This window comes from Rhodomicrobium lacus (assembly GCF_003992725.1).
Classification (GTDB): Bacteria; Pseudomonadota; Alphaproteobacteria; order Rhizobiales; family Rhodomicrobiaceae; genus Rhodomicrobium; species Rhodomicrobium lacus.
The window spans coordinates 268,759-288,573 of the sequence record NZ_RZNF01000012.1 but is presented as its reverse complement, the minus strand read 5'-3'; the positions used below and the strand labels follow the sequence as shown (position 1 = coordinate 288,573).

Annotated in this window: 15 protein-coding genes; 7 read left to right on the top strand and 8 right to left on the bottom strand. The window is 65.1% G+C overall.

Annotation, left to right across the window (positions count from 1 at the left end; genetic code table 11):
• The first annotated feature begins 114 nt into the window (after positions 1-114).
• The 3 genes from EK416_RS10755 (at position 115) to EK416_RS10745 (ending at position 7,854) form a co-directional block, all read left to right on the top strand.
• Positions 115-4,923, top strand: a complete 4,809-nt coding sequence (locus EK416_RS10755) for an NAD-glutamate dehydrogenase (protein ID WP_164729985.1) — start codon at positions 115-117, stop codon at positions 4,921-4,923.
• Positions 4,924-5,010: 87 nt separating this feature from the next.
• Entirely contained in the window at positions 5,011-5,397 is a 387-nt protein-coding gene (locus EK416_RS10750; protein ID WP_127077492.1) for a Rid family detoxifying hydrolase, read from the top strand.
• A 276-nt stretch (positions 5,398-5,673) separates the two neighbouring features.
• Positions 5,674-7,854: a L,D-transpeptidase family protein gene (locus EK416_RS10745; RefSeq protein ID WP_127077491.1), complete on the top strand. Its 2,181-nt coding sequence runs from the start codon at positions 5,674-5,676 to the stop codon at positions 7,852-7,854.
• 203 nt (positions 7,855-8,057) lie between these two features.
• Here the strand turns inward: EK416_RS10745 and moaC are convergent, their stop codons facing one another.
• From moaC to EK416_RS10710, 7 genes are all read right to left on the bottom strand, one after another.
• Positions 8,058-8,540, bottom strand: coding sequence for a cyclic pyranopterin monophosphate synthase MoaC (gene moaC / locus EK416_RS10740; RefSeq protein ID WP_127077490.1), 483 nt, complete (start codon positions 8,538-8,540; stop codon positions 8,058-8,060).
• Positions 8,537-9,355 carry an indole-3-glycerol phosphate synthase TrpC gene (gene trpC / locus EK416_RS10735; protein WP_127077489.1) on the bottom strand — a complete coding sequence of 273 codons (819 nt, stop codon included), beginning with the start codon at positions 9,353-9,355 and terminating at the stop codon, positions 8,537-8,539. Before trpC ends, moaC begins: the two co-directional genes overlap by 4 nt.
• Before the next feature lie 3 nt (positions 9,356-9,358).
• The gene (gene trpD / locus EK416_RS10730) at positions 9,359-10,465 is read right to left on the bottom strand and encodes an anthranilate phosphoribosyltransferase (protein ID WP_127077488.1); all 1,107 of its coding nucleotides are present in this window, start codon (positions 10,463-10,465) and stop codon (positions 9,359-9,361) included.
• An 8-nt stretch (positions 10,466-10,473) separates the two neighbouring features.
• The gene (locus EK416_RS10725; RefSeq protein ID WP_127077487.1) at positions 10,474-11,106 is read right to left on the bottom strand and encodes an anthranilate synthase component II; all 633 of its coding nucleotides are present in this window, start codon (positions 11,104-11,106) and stop codon (positions 10,474-10,476) included.
• Positions 11,106-11,672: a SixA phosphatase family protein gene (locus tag EK416_RS10720; RefSeq protein WP_127077486.1), complete on the bottom strand. Its 567-nt coding sequence runs from the start codon at positions 11,670-11,672 to the stop codon at positions 11,106-11,108. The genes EK416_RS10725 and EK416_RS10720 overlap by 1 nt, the downstream gene beginning before the upstream one ends.
• 24 nt (positions 11,673-11,696) lie before the next feature.
• Entirely contained in the window at positions 11,697-13,214 is a 1,518-nt protein-coding gene (gene trpE / locus EK416_RS10715) for an anthranilate synthase component I (RefSeq protein WP_127077485.1), read from the bottom strand.
• A gap of 69 nt (positions 13,215-13,283) precedes the next feature.
• Complete coding sequence (locus EK416_RS10710; RefSeq protein WP_127077484.1) at positions 13,284-15,185, bottom strand: peptidyl-prolyl cis-trans isomerase; 1,902 nt, start codon at positions 15,183-15,185, stop codon at positions 13,284-13,286.
• 177 nt (positions 15,186-15,362) lie between these two features.
• Between EK416_RS10710 and tpiA the strand changes: the two genes are divergently transcribed.
• Together tpiA and EK416_RS10700 are read left to right on the top strand one after the other, a co-directional pair.
• Positions 15,363-16,154, top strand: coding sequence for a triose-phosphate isomerase (gene tpiA, locus EK416_RS10705; RefSeq protein WP_127077483.1), 792 nt, complete (start codon positions 15,363-15,365; stop codon positions 16,152-16,154).
• A gap of 37 nt (positions 16,155-16,191) precedes the next feature.
• Positions 16,192-16,737 (top strand): hypothetical protein, encoded by a 546-nt coding sequence (locus EK416_RS10700; protein ID WP_127077482.1) that lies wholly within the window; start codon positions 16,192-16,194, stop codon positions 16,735-16,737.
• Between the two features lie 23 nt (positions 16,738-16,760).
• Here the strand turns inward: EK416_RS10700 and EK416_RS10695 are convergent, their stop codons facing one another.
• Positions 16,761-17,480 (bottom strand): isochorismatase family protein, encoded by a 720-nt coding sequence (locus EK416_RS10695; RefSeq protein WP_127077481.1) that lies wholly within the window; start codon positions 17,478-17,480, stop codon positions 16,761-16,763.
• 223 nt (positions 17,481-17,703) lie between these two features.
• On the opposite strand from EK416_RS10695, the gene secG reads away from it, so the two are divergent.
• Positions 17,704-18,054 (top strand): preprotein translocase subunit SecG, encoded by a 351-nt coding sequence (secG, locus tag EK416_RS10690; protein ID WP_127077480.1) that lies wholly within the window; start codon positions 17,704-17,706, stop codon positions 18,052-18,054.
• A 116-nt stretch (positions 18,055-18,170) separates the two neighbouring features.
• Positions 18,171-19,799: a CTP synthase gene (locus tag EK416_RS10685; RefSeq protein WP_127077479.1), complete on the top strand. Its 1,629-nt coding sequence runs from the start codon at positions 18,171-18,173 to the stop codon at positions 19,797-19,799.
• Positions 19,800-19,815 lie beyond the last annotated feature (16 nt).

Sequence of the window (19,815 nt, the reverse complement as noted above, 5' to 3'; positions counted from 1 at the left end):
AGGGGCTCGGACGCAGGCAATCGTATCGCCGTCAAGAAAATTGCGAAAAATCAAAACTGCGGTCGGCTTCCTGCAAGCCCCGCACGGTTTGATTATCGTTTATGGAGATGTCAAATGTCTCAAACGGCAGACCGAACGGGCGCAGGGTCTTCGATCCTCGCAGGCACACGCCCGCTCGTGGCGGATGATCTGGCCGCCCGCTTCGCCGCGCAGCTTGTGGCCGAGTCCGGGTGCTCGGATCTCGCTTCCGATCGCGCAGCCACGTTTTCGGCGCTCGCGGCCGAGGCCTTCGAAAACCTGCGTCGGCGTCATTCCCACGCGCCGGAGATTTCGATCCGCTCCCTGACCTCCCACGAGGGCGAAAACATCGTCATCGACATCGCGAACGACGACATGCCCTTCCTCCTCGATTCTGTGCTGGGCGAGTTGCGCGAGCTTGGGCTCGTGCCTTTCCTTGTCGCGCATCCCATCTTCGAGGTCGAGCGGGACGGCAACGGCGTCCTTGCCGCGCTCGCACCGGCCGCGCCCGAGCCGAACGGCCACGCCCGCGAAAGCGTCATGCATCTCGAAATCGCAAGGCCCGGCATCGCGCCGTCGTTTGAAACCATCGACCGGGCCCTCCGCCGCGTCATCGCGGATACGGCGCTCGTCGTCGGCGACTTCCACGCCATGACCGACCGCCTCAAGGCCGCGATCTCCGACATCGAACGGAACCCGCCGCCCGCGTCGCCGCAGACGAACGCCGAAGGGCTCGATTTCCTGCGCTGGATCGCCGAAGACAACTTCATCTTTCTCGGCGTTCGAGAATTCGCCTATGACGCACGCGTCGGCGAACTCGTCCCGCAGACGGAGCGAAGCCTCGGCCTTCTGCGCGATCCCGGCCGCATCGTGCTGCGCGTCGAGCCGAGCCGCGTGCTGACGCCCGAAAGCCGGGCCTATTACCTTAACGCGCCGCCCGTGGTCGTCATAAAGGCGAACGCGAAATCGACCGTTCATCGCCGCGTTCACATGGACGCAATCGCCGTCAAATTGCACGACGCCGAACGCCGCGTGACGGGCCAGATCGTCTTCGCGGGACTGTTCACCGCGAGCGCCTTCAACCTCCCCGTCCACGACGTTCCCATCCTTCGGCGCACGGTGAAGAAGGTGCTTCAGCGCTCGCGACATCCGGCGGAGAGCCACTCCGGGCGAGCGCTCCTGAACGTCCTTGAGACCTTCCCACGCGAAGAGCTGTTCCAGATTTCGCCGGAGCGGCTGTCGACGGTCTCCGAGGAAATCCTCAAGACCGAGCTTGCACCGCGACCGCGCGTGCTGGTGCGCCGCGACGAGTTCCGTCGCTTCGTCACGGTGCTCGTCTACGTGCCGCGCGAGAAGCACAACACGAGCGTCCGCGAGCGGATCGAGGCGATGCTCGCCGAGGCGTTCGACGGCCGCTTCGAGCAGACGACGCCGTATTATCCCGAGAGCGCGATGGTGCGCCTTCAGGTGGAGATATGGAAGGCGGACGGCGACCTGCTCGACCCCGCCGAGCGGGATCTCGAAGCGAAGGTCGAGGATATCATCACCACCTGGGCGGATCGCTTTTCCGCGCGCGTGCTCGCCGAGCGCGGCAGCGACGGGCAGACGCTGATCGAGAAATACCGGGACGCGTTTCCGGCTGGCTATCAGGAGCGCAACGACGCCGACCGCGCGCTCAAGGATATCGAGCGGTTCGAGAAGCTGAGGGAAGGGCACCGGACCGGCATCGACCTTTATCGCGCGGCCGACGCGGAGCCCGGTGCCGTGCGGGCGACGCTGCAACAGCTCGACGAGCCGCTGACGCTCTCGCGGCGCGTGCCGATCCTCGAAAATCTCGGCTTCGATGTGATTTCCGAGCGCACCTATCTGCTCACGCCGAAGGCCAATGGCGGCGCCAGGCGGTTCTATCTGCACGACATCGACCTCCGTCTGCGCGAGGGCGACGCGGCGGCATTCTGCGAGCGGCGCGGGGCGCTTGAGGACGGCTTTCTCGCCGTGTGGGCCGACGCCGTGCCGAACGACCGCTTTAACGGCCTGATCCTCGCGGCGGGGCTCGACTGGCGGCAGGCGGCGCTCATCCGCGCCTATGCGGCCTATTACCGTCAGACCGGGGCGACCTATGCCGCTGCCTATGTCGCCGAAACGCTCGACAAGCATGGCGCAATCGCCGCCGACCTGTTCCGCCTGTTCGAGGCGATGTTCGATCCCGCGAAAGGCGGCGATGCGGATCGCGAGGCGGCGCTGGCCGAGATTTCGGCGCGCATCTTCGCCGCGCTCGACGCGATCCCGTCGATGGATGACGATCGGATCCTGCGGCAACTCACCTCGCTCATCGAGGCGACGCTGCGCACGAATTTCTACCAGAAGGGGCCGGATGGTGCGCCGCCCGAAACAATCGCCTTCAAGCTTAGAAGCCGCGACATTGCATGGCTGCCCGCGCCGAGGCCCCATGCCGAGATCTTTGTCTCGTCGCCGCGCTTCGAGGGTGTGCATCTGCGCGGCGGACCCATCGCGCGCGGCGGGCTTCGCTGGTCGAACCGCCCGCAGGATTTCCGCACCGAAATTCTCGGCCTCGCCAAGGCCCAGCAGGTGAAAAACGCGGTCATCGTGCCGCAGGGCGCGAAGGGCGGTTTCGTGCCGAAAGCGACGGGTGGCGCGAACCGCGACGCGACCTACGACGAGGGTATCGCGGCCTACGAGGCGTTTGTTTCGAGCCTCCTGTCGCTAACCGACAATCTGGTGAAGGGCGAGATCGTGCCCCCCGCCGACACCGTGCGCCGCGACGGCGACGATCCGTATCTCGTCGTTGCCGCAGACAAGGGCACGGCCACGTTTTCCGACTTCGCAAACGAGATCGCCGCGAAGCGGGGCTTCTGGCTCGGCGATGCGTTCGCGAGCGGCGGCTCGGCGGGCTACGATCACAAGAAGATGGGCATCACCGCAAAGGGCGCATGGGAGGCTGTGAAGCGCCATTTCCGGGAGATGAACGTCGACATTCAGACGACGCCGTTCACGGTGGCGGGCGTGGGCGACATGTCGGGCGATGTCTTCGGCAACGGCATGCTGCTTTCGCGCAAGATCCGGCTCGTCGCCGCCTTCGATCACCGCGACATTTTCATCGATCCGGCGCCCGACCCCGAGGCGAGCTTCGAGGAGCGCAAGCGCCTGTTCGAGCGCCCGCGTTCGAGCTGGCAGGATTACGACCGGGCGAAGCTTTCGGCTGGCGGCGGCGTCTACAGCCGCAAGGAAAAGTCGATCGCGCTTTCGGAGGCCGCACAAAAGCTTCTCGGCGTCGGCGCGCAGGCGACCCCGCAGGACGTGATGGCCGCGATCCTTCGCGCTGACGTGGATCTCCTCTGGTTCGGGGGGATCGGCACTTATGTGCGCGCCAGCACCGAAACGGACCAGCAGGCCGGCGACAAGGCGAACGACGCGATCCGCGCGGCGGCGAACGAGCTTCGCGCGAAGGTGATCGGCGAGGGCGCCAATCTCGGTGTCACGCAGAAAGGGCGCGTCGAGTTTGCGCTCGCGGGCGGGCGCATCAACACGGACGCCATCGACAACTCGGCGGGAGTGAACACGTCGGACGTGGAGGTGAACATCAAGATCGCGCTTGGCCGCGCGGTCGCGGAAGGCAAGATCGACACGCCGGAGCGCAACGCCGTTCTGTCCGCGATGACGGACGATGTCGCCGCCTCGGTGCTGCGCAACAATTACCTGCAAACGCTGGCGCTCAGCGTCGCGGCAAGCGACGGGCTGGCGGAACTCGGTTTCCACCAACGCCTGATCCAGAGCCTCGTGAAGGATGGCCGCCTCAACCGCGCCGTGGAAGCACTGCCGACCGACGCGCAGCTTGCCGAGCGCGCGGCGCAGGGAAAGCCGCTGACGCGCCCGGAACTCGCGGTGCTGCTCGCCTACGCGAAGATCGTGCTCGAAGACGATCTCGTGAAGTCGATGGTGTTGGACGATCCATTCCTTGCCCGCGAACTTCCGGCCTATTTTCCGCCCGCCATGCGCGAGCGCTTCGCCGCCGAAATCGACGCGCATCCGCTGCGCCGCGCCATCATCGCGACGAGCCTTGCGAACGATATCGTCAATCGCGGCGGCCCGACCTTCGTCGTGCGGCTGACGGACGAGACCGGCCAGCCGCCGGAGGCCGTCGCCTGCGCCTTCGCGGCGGTGAGCGCGATTTACGATCTGCCGGCGATCCATGCAGGGCTCGATGCGCTCGACGGCCGGATCGACAGTGCGGAGCAGCTTCGGTTGTATCGCACCGCGCGCGATCTTCTGCGGCGGCAGGCGGGCTTCTTTCTGCGTCACCACCGCTTCAGGGACGGGCTGGAGCAGGGCATTGCGCCCTATGCGCGAGGCGTCGCGGCGCTTGCCGCCGCGTTCTCCGGGGATACGGCGGCGCTCCTGCCGGAAAGGGCGGTCGCGAGGCTCGCCGATGCTGTGGCGCGGCTTCAGAAGACGGGACTTTCGCCGGAATTTGCACGGCGCTTCGCCGCGCTCGAACCGCTGGCGCAGGCGCTCGATATCGTGCGGGTGGCCGGGGATATGGAGGCGCCGGTTGAAGATGCCGCGCGCGTCGTCTTCGCCATCCGCGACGCGTTCCATCTGGACGACATCGCGGCGGCGTCGGAAGCGCTCGCGGAAGGCGACCATTTCGACCGTCTGGCCGTGGATGCCAGCCTCTCGGGGCTCGCTTCGGCCCAGCGTCGGCTTGCGCGAAGCATTCTGGCACAATCGGCTCGCCGCTCGGATTTCGCGGCCTGGCGCGCCCGAAACGAAGCCGCGGTGAGCCGCGTGGCCGAAGGGCTGGCCGAGGTACTCTCGGGGCGTGGGCTGACGCTCGCGAAACTCACCGTCGCCGTCGCGCAGTTCCGCGATCTCTCGGCGCCGTAAGGCGCAAAGGGCGCGCGCAAACGCACTTCCCCGATGGGGCCCGCTCGTGTATCCGTTGGAAGAACAGCCGATTTTCGGGAGGATGCCATGACACGTCGCGCCATTATCGATGCACCGGGCCTTGGAAGGGCCCTCGGGCCATATTCCCGTGCCGTCTGGGCAGGGAACACGCTGTTTCTGTCGGGCCAGCTCGGCACCGACCCGGTGACGAACAAGCTCGTCGAGGGCGGGGCGGGACCGGAGACGGACCAGATCCTGAAGGGTATCGCCGCCGTGCTGAAAGAAGCGGGCCTCACTCTCGACAACGTCGTGAAGTCGAACGTCTACCTCACCGACATGAACGACTTTGCGGCCATGAACGCCGTTTATGAGACGCATTTCACGGCGCCGTATCCCTCACGCACGACAATCGGCATTACGGCGCTTCCCGGCGGCGCGCATGTCGAGATCGAAGTCGTCGCGGTGAAAGACTAAATCCCACGAATACGGTCGCAGCGACTCGCGACCACGGCAACTGCGACCTGTCCTCTGGCGCACGGCAAAGCGGAAGCGCGGCAATGTCTAAGGTTGCGCTATCGTTAACTTGCCACGTCAGCTTTTACCGCATAACTTGTGCGAAACACGAGTGGGCGACTGGGGCGCGTTCGCGAGAATGCGCATTCGGCTGCCCTTTTTTCTGTGAGTTGTGGCTGTCTGCCGCGCGTCGGGCAAAGCGGCGAACGTGTTCTGATGGGGCTGGAGAGGGTTGTCATGAATCTGAGTTTCACGTCGCGGCTGGCGCTGATCGCCTGTCTCTCGACCGTTGTCCCGCAGGCGATGGCACAGGACGCCGATAACCGGCCGCCGCTCGCCGATCTGGACGCGCTCGCGACGACGGAGCCGCAGACCGAAGCGGGGCCGGAAAACGCCGCGCCCGCTCCCGGTTCGCTCGACGACGTCAAGGCGGAAGTCACGCCGCACAAAGCCCCCGCCGTGCATGCAGCCAATCCCTCCGTCAAGAATGCCGCCGCGAAGCACGAAGCCCCGGCGGCGTCAGACTCCCCGATCGAAAGCGCAATCCCCGATCCGCTCGCTCCGCCTGAGGATGATGGAGCAGCGCTGCTTGCCCCCGGCGCACCCGCGCATCCCGCGGCTGCCGCTGAAGCGCCTGCCGGCGATGCCGTTGCGCCGCTTGTCGTCGAGCGCGCCGCCAACGCGGGCGGCAAGGCGGACGCGCGCGACGATGTCGGCGCAGTGAAGGCGTTCTATAACGCGGCCAAGGGCAAACCCATCTGGACCACGGCCGAGGGCTTCACGCCCGCCGCCCTCAAGACCATTCGCGAGATCCGCGCCGCCGACAGCTACGGCCTCGATGCCACAGCGTTCGAGCTTCCCGACAGCGCCGGCGCCACAGCCGAAGCGCGCGCCGATGCCGAAGTGAAGCTCTCGCTCGCCGTGCTGAAATATGCGCGCCACGCGCGGGGCGGCCGTCTCGACCCGCCGTCGATCAGCCCCGCGATGGACCGCAAGCCGCACGTCTACGTGCCGAAATCGGTGCTCGAAGCCATCGCCTCGGCTGACGAGGCCGATGCATATCTGCGCGGCCTGCATCCGAAATCCGAGCAGTTCAAGCAGCTTCGCCAGGCACTCATTGCGCTCGGCAAGGCCACAGACAGCGGCGCCCCATCCATCCGCATCCCCGCCGGGAAGACGTTCAAGCCCGGCGACGACGACGCGCAGATCGCGCTCATCAGGAAGCGACTCAATGCGGGTCTCGAAGCGCCTCGCGACACGATTTACGACGAAGCGTTGCTCGTCGCGGTGAACCGTTTCCAGAAGGAGCGGGGCCTTGAGGTTAACGGTATCGTCGACAAGAAGCTCCGCGCGGCCTTGAACGAAGGCGTCGGTGCCTCGGTCGAAGAAAAGAAGATGCGCCTCATCGTGAACATGGAGCGCTGGCGCTGGATGCCGGACAATCTCGGCGATTTCTACGTCTGGAATTCGATCCCCGAACAGATCACGCGCGTATACGATCGCGGCCGGATGGTGTTGCAGGAGCGTATCGTCGTCGGCAAGCCAACTTCGCAAACCCCGTCCTTTTCGGCGAACATGCAATTCGTCATCTTCAACCCGGAATGGGGCGTGCCGGACGGCATAAAGGCCAACGAGATCGCGCCGAAGCTCAGGCGAGCGGCGCCAAGTGCCCCCGTCGAAGATTTCTTCGATTTTCTCGGTGGCCGGCGCAACGCGGGCGGCGGTGGCGGAGGAGGCGCGTCGAGCGTTCTTCAGCGGCTCGGCGGTCTTCGCGTGACCTACAACGGACGCGATGTCGATCCCGATTCGGTCGACTGGTCCCGTGTGGACGTGCGCCGCTACAGCTTCATTCAGCCCGCCGGGCCGCGCAACGCGCTCGGTATGGTGAAATTCCGCTTCCCGAACAAGCACGACGTGTACATGCACGACACGCCGGAAAAGAGCCTGTTCGGCTCGGCCACGCGCGCGTTCAGCCATGGCTGCATGCGCACGCAAAATCCGCTGCGCTTCGCGGAAGTCATCCTCGCTTACGACAACGGAACGACGCCCGAGCAGATCCGCCGCCAGATCGAAACCGGTCAGACGGTAGAGAACAAGCTCACCAAGACGATCCCTGTTCACATGGTGTATTTCACGGCCGCGCCGGATGAAAAGGGCGAGATCCGCTACTTTTCAGACCTTTACGGCCTCGATGCACGTGTCGCCAGTGCTCTCAAGGGAGAGAGTTTCCGGTTCGCGGGCGATCCCGTCGTTGCTGTAGCGCAGGAGCCGGCCCAGCCGCAGCGCGAGGCACGGGATACCACATCCGACCAGCGGCTCGATCAATATGGACGCCCGCTTCGCGGCGCCGACCCCTACGGGCGCGAACCTCAACCCCGTCCGCGCAATCGCGAAGCCTGGAGCCCGTTCGACTGGTAGCGGCGGGGGCGTGCAGCCCCCGACAGCACTCGCTCATTCACGAAGCGCATGCGCTTCGAGAAGGGCGCCGGTGCTCAGGCAAGAGGTGCCGTTCTGAAGGTCAGGGCGAGCTTCTGGCGGACGCCAAGCTGGTGTTTGTGCTTACGCCGGTTTCCCCGCAGGACAGCGCTGCAACGAAGAGTTGTGGCGCGCTTTTCAATGCGTCATGAGCGTGCTTCGGGCGTATCGCCGTGTCGTCCGCCGGTTTTCTTCAGAAGGCGCACACCGTCGATTGTCATCGACCTGTCCGCAGCCTTCAGCATGTCGTAAAGCGTGAGACAGGCGACCGAAACCGCCGTCAGCGCCTCCATCTCGACGCCGGTCTTGCCGGTGGCCTTCGCGAGCGCCTCGACACGCACGCCCGGACGGTCGCGGCGCAATTCAAACGCGATGCTGACCTTCGAAAGCGAAAGCGGGTGGCATAGCGGGATGAGGTCGGCGGTGCGTTTCGCCGCCATGATCCCCGCGACCCGCGCAACGGCCAGCACGTCGCCCTTGGCGATGGCGCCGTCCTCGATCAGCGTCAAGGTTTCGCTCGCCGTGACGAGCCAGCCTTCCGCTATCGCCGCGCGCAATGTTTCGGCCTTGTCCGCAACGTCGACCATGGCGGCCTCGCCCTTCCCATCGATATGGGAAAGCCCGCTCATGCGGTTGCGGCCTGCCCTTGGCCGACAGAACGGCCGAGAAGGGTGCGCGTCGCGGCTGCAACGTCGTCGTGGCGCATGAGACTTTCCCCGACGAGGAATGCGCCCGCGCCTTCTCGCATGAGCCTTTCAATGTCCGACGGGGCGAAGATGCCGCTTTCGGAAACGATGATCCGCCCCGGCGGGATGAGGCGCGCCAGCCTTTCGGTCGTCTCCAGCGTGATATCGAAGCTGTTGAGGTCGCGGTTGTTGATGCCGATCAGCCAGGAATCGAGCGCGAGCGCGCGGCTTAACTCGTCCTCGTTATGCACTTCCACGAGCACATCCATGTTGTGAGTGCTCGCGTTCGCAATCAACTCTTCGGCCAGCGCATCGCTCGTGCAGGCCATGATGACGAGGATGCAGTCCGCCCCCATCGCGCGCGCCTCCGTCACCTGATAGGGATCGACCATGAAATCCTTGCGCAGCACCGGCAGCGAGCAGGCTTCTCGCGCAGCGACGAGATAGGCCGGCGCGCCCTGGAACGACGGTCCGTCCGTCAGCACCGAAAGGCAAGCCGCTCCGCCAGCTTCATAGGCGCGCGCGATGGCGGCGGGGTCGAAATCCGGGCGGATCAGTCCGCGCGACGGGCTGGCCTTCTTCACCTCGGCGATCAGCGCCGGCTCGACCACGGCCACGCGGCGCGAAAGCGCGTCGAAGAAGTCTCGCGCTCTCGGCGCGGCGGCGGCGCGATCCTCAAGCTCGGCAAGCGGAACCTGCGCTTTCGCGGCGGCCACTTCCTCTTTCTTGTAGGCGACGATGCGGTCGAGAATGCTCATGGTTTATCCTGTCACGGCCGCGTTCGGCCGGTCGTCATTGGCGGCGTCGGGAGTGTCGGCGCTGGCGGCGATCAGCGCGTCGAGTGCCTTTTCGGCGTATCCTTCATCGATGGAGGCCGCAGCGAGCGCCGCACCGTCGCGAAGGTCGGCCGCACGGCCCGCGACGATGAAGGCGGCTGCGGCATTGAAAAGCACGATATCGCGGAAGGGCCCCGGCTTGCCGCGAAGAAGCGCGCGCATTGCGATGGCGGCGTCTTCCGGCGTCCCCGCCTGCAGATCGTCGAGACGCGCTTCCGGCAGCCCGGCATCCCTCGGGTGCACGTCGAATGTCGAGAGCGTACCGTTCTTCAATTCGACTACGCGGCTTGTGCCCGTTGTGGAAAGTTCGTCCATGCCGTCGGCGCCATGCACGGCCCATACATGGTGCGCCCCATTGCGCCGAAGCACTTCCGCCATGGGTTGGAGCCAATCCTCCGAATAGGCCCCGATCAGCATGCGCTTTGCGCTGGCGGGATTGGTCAGCGGCCCGAGCAGGTTGAAGATCGTGCGCAGTTTGAGAGCGGCCCGAACCGGCGCGGCGTGGCGCATCGCGGGGTGATGCGTCGGCGCCCACAGAAACGTCAGCCCGGCTCGTTCGAAGCAGCGCGCGTGCCGCTCGACCGGCATTTTCAGCGTGACGCCAAGCTTTTCGAGCACGTCGGCCGCGCCCGATTTCGACGATACCGCCCGGTTGCCGTGTTTCGCCACGGGCACGCCGGCGCCCGCCAGCACGAATGCCGTGGCGGTCGAGATATTGAATGTGCCCTTTGCATCGCCGCCGGTACCGACGACATCGAGCGCGCCTTCCGGCGCTTCGACCGGCACCATCAGCGACCGCATGGCGGCGACCGCGCCCGCGATCTCATCCACCGTTTCCCCGCGCGCCTTCAGCGCCGCGAGGAAAGCCGCCAGTTCGATCTCGGAAACCGCGCCGTGCATGATGGCGAGGAAGGCCGCGCGCGCCTCCTCCTCGCCGAGCGTCGCCCCGGTGGCGGCTTTTTCCAGCGCGAAACGGAAGCCGGCATGAAGGTCGGCGGGGGAAGCCACAGGCGCTGTTGCGGGCGAAGTCATCGTCAGCCTCACGCTGCCACGGTTGCGGAGGGCGCGGAAGGCAAAAGCCCCGGCTTTCTCGGCGAGAAGCGGACCCCCGCCAACGTCAGGAAGTTCGCGAGGATCGCATGACCGTACTGGCTCGCGATGCTCTCGGGATGAAACTGCACGCCATATGTCGGCTCGTCCTTGTGTTCGAGCGCCATGATGAGGCCATCCGAGGTGCGCGCCGTCGCGGTGAGGCAGTCGGGCAGCGTGCCGCTTTCGACGATCAGCGAGTGGTAGCGCGTCGCCTCGAACGCATCCGGCAGGCCGCGAAACAGGCTCGTGCCCTCATGATGTATGTGCGATATCTTGCCGTGCATGAGGATCGGCGCGCGGATGACCTTCCCGCCGAACGCCTGCCCGATGGTCTGATGGCCGAGGCAGACGCCGAACAGCGGGATGCGGCCCTTGTTCTCGCGCACGAGTTCGAGGCAGATGCCCGCCTCGTTGGGCGTACACGGGCCGGGCGACATCACAATGGCTTCGGGCTTCTCGGCGAAGACTTGGGGCACCGTCTTTTCGTCGTTGCGATAGACCAGCGTTTCCACGCCGAGATCGCCGAAGTAATGGACGAGGTTGTAAGTGAAGCTGTCGTAATTATCGATGATGATGATCATTATTCTTGTCCTTGGCCATGCGGCGGAACCGTATTTCCCAGGCCCGATGACGGAAGCGTGTTCGGCGTGATGAAGAGGCGGACGCGGCCCGCCCCCGGCTCCAGATCGCTCCACGCGTCAGCGTCGAAATTGAAGCTGACGATGGCGGCGGTCGGCAATTTTTCCTTCAGCGCGTGACGCTCGGCGCTGCCGGGCTGAGCAAGCGTCACGGCCAGATCCTGCAAGCCGGGGTTATGGCCGACGAGCATCACGTGATCCGCGTCGCCTGGGCTTTCCCGCAGAAGCTTCAACAAGGTGCGTTCGCTCGCCTCGTAGATCTTCTTTTCGAAGCGCTCATCCGGCGGATTGTCCCACGCGGCGGCAGCTGCCAGCTTCAGCGTCTGCCGCGTACGGACAGACGGCGAGCAGAGGATGAGATTGGGGCGGACGCCGCGATCGCGCAGGGCGGCTCCCATTTTCGGCGCAGCCTTGAGGCCTCGATCGTTCAGCGGCCGGTCGAAATCGTCGATATTCGGATTGTCCTTGTCGCCGGATTTGGCGTGGCGGAAAAGCGTTACGGTCTTCATGGCAAACTACTCCAGAACGCCCCGCTACTGACCCCGCCCGGCCTGTCCGGCGAAACGCACCGCCTCTTCCGCCGCCCGGAATAGCGCCTTCGCCTTGTTTTCGCACTCCGCCTGCTCGGAGGCAGGAACGGAATCGGCAACGATGCCCGCGCCCGCCTGCACATACATGGTGCCATTCTTCACGATCGCGGTGCGAAGCGCAATGCACGTGTCCATCTCGCCGTTCGCCGCGAAATAGCCGATGCATCCGGCGTAGACGCCGCGCTTGTCGGTTTCCAGCTCGTCGATGATCTGCATCGCCCGCACCTTCGGCGCACCCGACACCGTGCCCGCCGGGAAGCCCGCCATCAGCGCGTCGATGGAATCATATTTCCCATCGAGGCGTCCGACGACATTCGAAACGATGTGCATCACCTGGCTGTAATATTCGAGAAAGAAGCTTCCGGTGACATGAACCGTGCCGACCTCGGCGACGCGGCCGACATCGTTGCGGCCGAGGTCGAGCAGCATGAGGTGTTCCGCGCGCTCCTTCGTGTCGGCGAGGAGGTCGGCGGCGAGGCGCTTGTCGTCTTCCGCCGTGGCGCCTCTGGGGCGCGTGCCCGCGATGGGGCGAATGGTGACTTCGCCGTCGCGGACGCGGACGAGGATTTCGGGGCTTGAGCCCGTCACAGCGAAATCGCCGAAGTTCAGGAAATAGAGGAAGGGCGACGGGTTCACCCGGCGCAGTGCGCGATAGAGCGCGAAGGGCGGCAGCTCGAACGGCGCCGCAAAGCGCTGCGACAGCACCACCTGGAAGATGTCTCCGGCGGCGATGTACTCCTTCGAGCGCGTCACCATGTCCATGTAAGCCTGCGCCGGCATGTTGGACGTGGCGGCGGGGATCGCATCGAAGACGCCGTCTGCCGAGGAGGCATGCGCGCTTTTCTGTTCGAGCGTGTCCTGGATTTCCGTCAGCCGGTCGATGGCGCGCGAATAGGCGGCTTTGGCCGACAGGCCCGGTCGCGGGCGGACCGCCGCGACGATGGTCATCTCGTCCTTCACCCCGTCGAAGATGAGCATGACGGTCGGGCGCATCAGGAGCGCGTCGGGGACGCCGACGGGATCGGGCTTGTCGGACGGCAGCCGCTCCACGAGGCGCACGGTGTCGTAGCCGAGATAGCCGAACACGCCCGCCGACATGGGCGGCAACGTCGCCGGGATATCGATGTGCGAGGCCGCGAGCAGCGATCGTAGCGCCTGAAGCGTGCCTTCACCGGTGCGCGCGAACGCATCCGCGTTGACCAGCGGATCGGTATTGATCTCGGCCACGTCGCCATGAGCGCGGAACAGAAGGTCGGGATCGAGGCCGATGATCGAATAGCGGCCGCGCACGGCGCCGCCCTCGACGGATTCCAGCAGGAACGAATATGGCCGCGACACGCCGAGCTTCAGCATGGCTGAGACAGGCGTTTCGAGGTCTGCGACAAGGCGGGTGAAGACGAGCTGCGCGGCGCCCGCGTCGTAACGGGCGGTGAACTCAGCAACAGAAGGTTCGACCTTCATCGGATTTTTCTCGGAATTGGGATTGCGTCTCTCGGGGGAAATCAAACGAGAGAGAGACGCCATCGAAAGCTATTCACCGTCATACGAGCCTCCCGCCACGTTGGCGAATGCCTTGCGGTCGATGGAGATCGGCGACGTCGTCGTGATCCTGTTCAAGAAGCCGGAGAAATTGTCATCCGAGATTGCACCGGCGAGTTGCTGTTCCAAGCCCTTGGCCTGCTCTTCCGAAAGGGGACCGGGAGGCGTGATTTTTGCGACCTGGAAAACAGCGCGCGACGTGCCGTTTTCCGAAGCGGCCGAACCGGCGCCGCCTTCGGGAAGGGCGAAAGCCTGTGCAACGGCGGCTGGCGGGAGACCGTCTTCCTTGCCGTTACGCTTCAGCGGCTGGCTCGTCTTGACGGTCGCGCCGACGCTTTTCGCAACGGCGGCGATGGCTTCGCCCTTGTCGAGCCGCGCTACGAGATCGCGAGCCCTCGATGAGAGCCTGTCGCGAACCTGATCCGCGCGCCATGCCGCCTCAACCTCTCCCTTGACCTCTTCGAGAGGCTTCTGGCGCGGCTTCACGACATCGTTCACTTCAAACCACGCATAGCCCCCGCCCTGAAGGCGGATCGCCTCGTTTTCGACGCCCACATCGGATTTGAAGGCGGCATCGACGAGTTGCGCGGCGGGCACGGCGGAGATCGTCAGCGGCTTGCCGTCGGCGCCATTGGCCGAACGGTCGAACGTGACTTCCTCAAGCGGCAAATTCAGTTTCCGAGCGCTGTCGGCGAGCGGAACGCCCGTCGTGCGGTCTTCCTCGAAGGCCTTGATGAGGCGTTGGAATTCGCTCTGCGCGCGGACCTTGGCGAGGTCGGCGCGGATCTGCTCCTTGACCTGATCGAAGCTGCGTTCCTGCCCCGGGATCACGTCCAGCACGCGGATGATGACCGTCGACACCGGGCCGTCCACGGGCCGCGCCGTCCATTCCTTTTCGGTCGAGAAGGCCGCCTTCACGATGGCGTCGTTCATGCCGAACTTGTCAGCGAGTTCCTGCCTGGAAACGACGCCCGCATCGATATCGGGCTGGTTGAAGCCTGCGTCCTTGGCCACGCCGAGGAAGTCCCGCGCGCCGGACTTGAGCTTCGCATAGGCTGCGTCGGCATCCGCGCGCGTCTTGAAGGGGATGATCTCAAGCTTGCGACGCTCGGGCACGGAATAGACGGAAGCCTTGGCCGCGTATTCGGCCTTCAGATCGGCGTCCGGGATGGTCAGGCTCTTCGCGACCGACTGCGGCGAGATGGCAAGCGCCGCGACCTTGCGAAGTTCGGGCGTCGTGAATTGCGGCTTGCGGTCCTCGTAGAAAACCTGCAGTTCGGCCTCTGTCGGAGCAGGCACGGCACCCGCCGCCTCGGGCGCAAGGATGAAATAGGCCAGCGTGCGCTGTTCGTTGCCGAATTTGTTGTAGGCTTCGAGAAGCGCCTTCGAAACCACGCCGCTGCCTTCAAAGACGCCGCGCAACTGACGGCGCACGAGATCGCCCTTATATTCCTGCTCGAAGAAGGGCGCCGTGTAGCCGATATTCTGAAGGAAGCGATGATATTTGTCGGCGCTGAACACGCCCTTGTCCTGGAAAACCTCAAGGCTCGTGATGCCCCGGCGCACGCCCTCTTCGGACAGACCGACGCCGAGTTGCTTCGCTTCGAGATCGAGCGCTGCGTCCTGGATCAGGCCCTGAAGCACGCGGTTCGGAAGGCCGAACGCCTGCGCTTCCGCGGGCGAGATGCGCCGTCCGGCCTGCTGGCTGACATTTTCGAGAACGCGCTGATACGCGCGGCGGAAATCTTCCGGCGATATGTTGACGGAGCCGACGGTCGCCACGCTCTGTCGCCGTTCGCGGTCGCCGTAATAATTGCCGCCCATGCTGATGGCGAACGCGCCGATCAGGATGGCGAACAGAACGAAGACGGCCACTTTCCGGAGGAAATGCATCAGCTGAAGTCCTTGAATGCTCAAGCCAGAGCAGGCTTGATTCGGGCGCGCATTTCTTGCACGTTTCGCGTTGGCCGTAATTTAGAGAATAAAAACGTGCGCGCAATATCAAGATTCGCGAGGTCGGCCCGCTTCAACAAATTCCTCCGCGCGCCCCGTTCCACCGAGAGAAACGCTATGTCCGGACCGAAGCTATATGTCGCAGGCAATTGGAAGATGAACGGCCTGCGGCCCGACCTCGCACAGATACAGGCCATCCGCGATGGCATTGCATCCGTTGAGAACGCGCCCGACGTTACCGTCTTCCCACCCGCGACACTTCTGCATGCCGCATCCCAGATCGTCGAGGGGTCGTCAGTCGAGATCGGCGCACAGGATTGCCATGTCGGTGAAAGAGGCCCGTTTACCGGCGATCTCTCGGCGCTGATGCTGAAGGAGTCGGGCGCGACCACCGTCATACTCGGTCATAGCGAGCGGCGCGGCGAACATGGCGAGACCAGCCGCGAAGTGCGCGCGAAGGCTGCGACCGCGCTCCGCGCCGGCGTCAAGATCGTGGTCTGCATCGGCGAGACGCGCGGTGAGCACGTCCGTGGCCTGACCGCGAGCGTTTGCCGCCGCCAACTCGCCGACAGCCTTCCGGACGAATCGACGCCAGAGACCACCATCGTCGCCTACGAACCGGTCTGGGCCATCGGCTCGGGCGTCTCGCCGACGACGGAACAGATTACGGCCGTCCACGAGGTCGTGCGCGGCTGTCTCAAGGATCGGTTCCGCGAGACGAGCGGCATGCGCTGGCGCGTCCTTTACGGCGGCTCGGTAAGCCCCGCGAATGCCGCATCGACTTTCGATAGCCCGGAGGTGGATGGCGTGCTGGTCGGCGGAGCGAGCCTCAAGGCCGCGACGTTTCTTGAAATCGTCACTGCGGCGGCTCGCGCCTCGGAGAGGCGGGCCTCGCTTCCAACGCGTTGATCTTTCCGTTATGCAAGGACGCTACAAGATACGCTCGATGCGAGACAACGGCCTGATCGCTTCAGGAAAGGCGCTGGCGATGACATGCGATGCGAAACCTGCCGGAAACGGGGGCAGAGGTGCGTTGATTGGCGCGGCGGCTCTCGCGGTCGTCCTTGCGATGGCTGGCGGGGCGAACGCCGCGCAGGCTGACAAGGCGTTGTGCGCCAAGCTCACGCAGGATCTTCAGGCGCTCAAGGCGCTCGACGTGGACCGCCTCATGGAGCGCGGCCCGAACTGGGCCGTGGCGAACCTCTCCGCGTCCGACCTCAATCTCGTCCGTCAGTATATCGATCTCGACGAGCAGATGAAGTTCCGCTGCATGGCGCCGAGTTCGCTCGTGCAACTCAAGAACCTGGAAGACGAGGACGAGGAGGGCGCGAAACCGCAGGCCGGTCCGGACAGCGCGCCGGCATCGGCTGGCGCCGATCAGCCCGCGAAACCCAAGCCGAAGGCTGGCGCGACGACGCAGGCACAGAAACCCGTCGCGCAGAAGCCCAAGCCGCCCGCCCCGGCGCAGGCCGGTATTGTCGGCGCCCAGTAGCGTAACGCCGACGCCGAACCGATTCAGCACACATCGATCGCGGCGCGACGGTCTTCCGGCCGAAGGCCACGGGGCGACAGAGCCGCACGGACATCCTCCGAATCGAGGACGCGCGCGCAAAGCCTTGCCGCATTCCGCAGCCCTGCCGCGTGATCGGCCGCGCTCATGTCGGCAGTCGCATCCGCCACCACGAAGGCGCGGATATCGCGCGCGAAGGCTTCGAGTGCTGTGGAGAAGCACCCTATCGACGTGTAGAGACCCGCGATGATCACGCTGTCGCGTCCAAGCCTGCGCAACATCACTTCGAGATCGGTTCCGTAGAACGCGCTGTAGCTGCGTTTGGCGATGGAGCGGATGCGCGCATCATTGCCGAGAAGGGCCGGATCGAGCTTCGCGCCCTCGCCGCGCGGCCCCCGCCCCCACAGCTCCGACATGAGCCCTCGCTCCTGCATGCCATGCGCTTCTGGCACAATGGACGCGAACACGGGCACGCCCAGTTCCGTGCAGGCAGCCCGCAGGCCCGCAACCTTGCCGACGAGGTCGGCGCGCGTCGCAGCATCCGGCAGCGCATCGAGGTAATGCCGCTGCATATCGTGAATGAGAAGCGCACATCGGCCGGGTTCAAGAGCCCAGCTCGCCCTGTTTTCCTGTATCACCGCATCTATCCCCTTCAAGGACCGCCGTGACAGGTGAGGGCTGGACGAAAAGACCATGCGCGCGCCGGACACGGCGGCAATGGTCACGAATGACGACCTGCCGCTCCCTAGAGGAAGCGCCAATAAAACTTAGCCGGCATTGGTGCGGCGGACATCGTCATCATGGGCGGCTTTTACACCGGTTCCATGTCTTCGGCAACGGGGGCATTGGTGCCCACCTCCGGCTAATATCAGCCCGCGCGCTTGATCTTGCCGCCGAAACCGGTATGTATGGGGCAACTTTTCCGAAATTCCCGACCGGTCGAGAGAAATGGCAAACGTCCTTCTTGTGCTTCATATCGTCGTCGCCGTGACGATGATCGTGATTATCCTCCTTCAGCGGTCGGAAGGCGGCGCGCTCGGCATGGGCGGTGGCGGCGGCGGTTTCGTCAGCGGGCGCGGCGCGGCCAACGTCATGACGCGCACGACGGCAATTCTTGCGGCGATCTTCTTTCTGACGTCGATCACCCTCGGCATTATCGGCCAGCGCAAGACGCCCACCTCGGCGATCACGCCCACGAACACCACAGCGCCCGCGACCGCCCCTTCTCAGGCTCCGGCCGAAAGCGCGCCGGCTTTGCCCAAGCTCAGCATTCCGAAGCCGGCAGCACCCGCTCAGTAGCCGCCGCAAGGCAGACCGAGGCGGCGCAGCGGCGCCCCTCACCCGACAACGCTAGAAGTTGAAAACCGCAAGCACGCCCTTTCCCTCGGGCGCGCGAAGGATTACGTTCAAGGTCCATGGCGCGATATATCTTCATTACCGGCGGCGTGGTTTCCTCACTCGGAAAGGGGCTCGCATCGGCGGCTCTTGGCGCGCTTCTGAAAGCGCGCGGCTATTCCGTGCGATTGAGGAAGCTGGATCCCTATCTCAACGTCGATCCCGGCACGATGTCGCCCTATCAGCACGGCGAAGTGTTCGTTACCGACGACGGCGCGGAAACCGACCTCGACCTCGGCCATTACGAGCGCTTCACGGGCGTCTCGGCCCGCCGCGACGATAATATCACCACCGGCCGCATCTATCAGAACGTGCTCTCGGCGGAGCGCCGGGGGGATTATCTCGGGGGCACGGTGCAGGTCGTCCCGCACGTGACGAACGCGATCAAGGACTTCGTGCTCTCCGGCAACGAGGATGCTGATTTCGTGCTCGTGGAGATCGGCGGCACGGTCGGCGACATCGAGGGCCTGCCGTTCTTCGAGGCGATTCGCCAGCTCGGCAACGAACTGCCGCGCCGCGAGGCGATCTTCATTCATCTGACGTTGCTGCCCTACATCAAGGCGGCGGGCGAGTTGAAGACCAAGCCCACGCAGCACTCGGTGAAGGAGCTGCGCTCCATCGGCATCCAGCCCGACATCCTGCTCTGCCGCTCGGAACTGCCGGTGCCGAAAAGCGACCGCGCCAAGATCGCGCTGTTCTGTAACGTGCGGGAAAGCGCCGTCATTCAGGCGCTCGACGTGCCGAACATCTACGACGTGCCGCTCGCCTATCACGACGAAGGGCTCGACCGCGAAGTGCTCGCCGCCTTCGGCATCACCGACGCGCCGGAGCCGAACCTCGACGTCTGGCGCACGATCTCGCATCGCATCGAGCATCCCGACGGCGAGGTTTCCATCGCCATCGTCGGCAAGTACACGAACCTGAAGGATGCCTACAAGTCGCTCACCGAAGCGCTGAGCCATGGCGGCATCGAGAACGGCGTGCGCGTCAAGATCCACTGGCTCGACTCGGAGCTTTTCGAGAAGGACGACGTCGCGCCCTATCTCGAAAACATCCATGGCATCATCGTGCCGGGCGGCTTCGGCGAGCGCGGCACGGAAGGCAAGATCGAGGCCGTCCAGTTCGCCCGCACCAAGCGCGTGCCCTATTTCGGCATCTGCTTCGGCATGCAGATGGCCGTGATCGAAGCGGCGCGGCACGTGGCCGGCATCAACGGCGCCAGCTCGACCGAGTTCGGCCCGGCGATTGAGCCGGTCGTCGGCCTGATGACGGAGTGGAAGTCCGGCGAACAGGCCGTGCAGCGCCACGCCGAAAGCGACAAGGGCGGCACCATGCGGCTCGGCGCTTATGAAGCGGTGCTGGCGGAAGGCTCGAAGGTCGCCGAGATCTACGGCAAGACGCGCATCAGCGAGCGCCATCGCCACCGCTACGAGGTGAACATCACCTACCGCGACAAGCTCGAACGCGCGGGCCTTCGCTTCTCGGGGCTCTCGCCGGACAAGAGCCTGCCGGAAATCATCGAGATTCCGGATCACCCGTGGTTCATCGGCGTGCAGTTCCACCCGGAGCTGAAATCGCGTCCGTTCGAGCCCCACCCGCTGTTTTCGTCGTTCATCGCGGCAGCCGTGGCGCAAAGCCGCCTGGTCTGAGGCGGGAGGCTCGCGC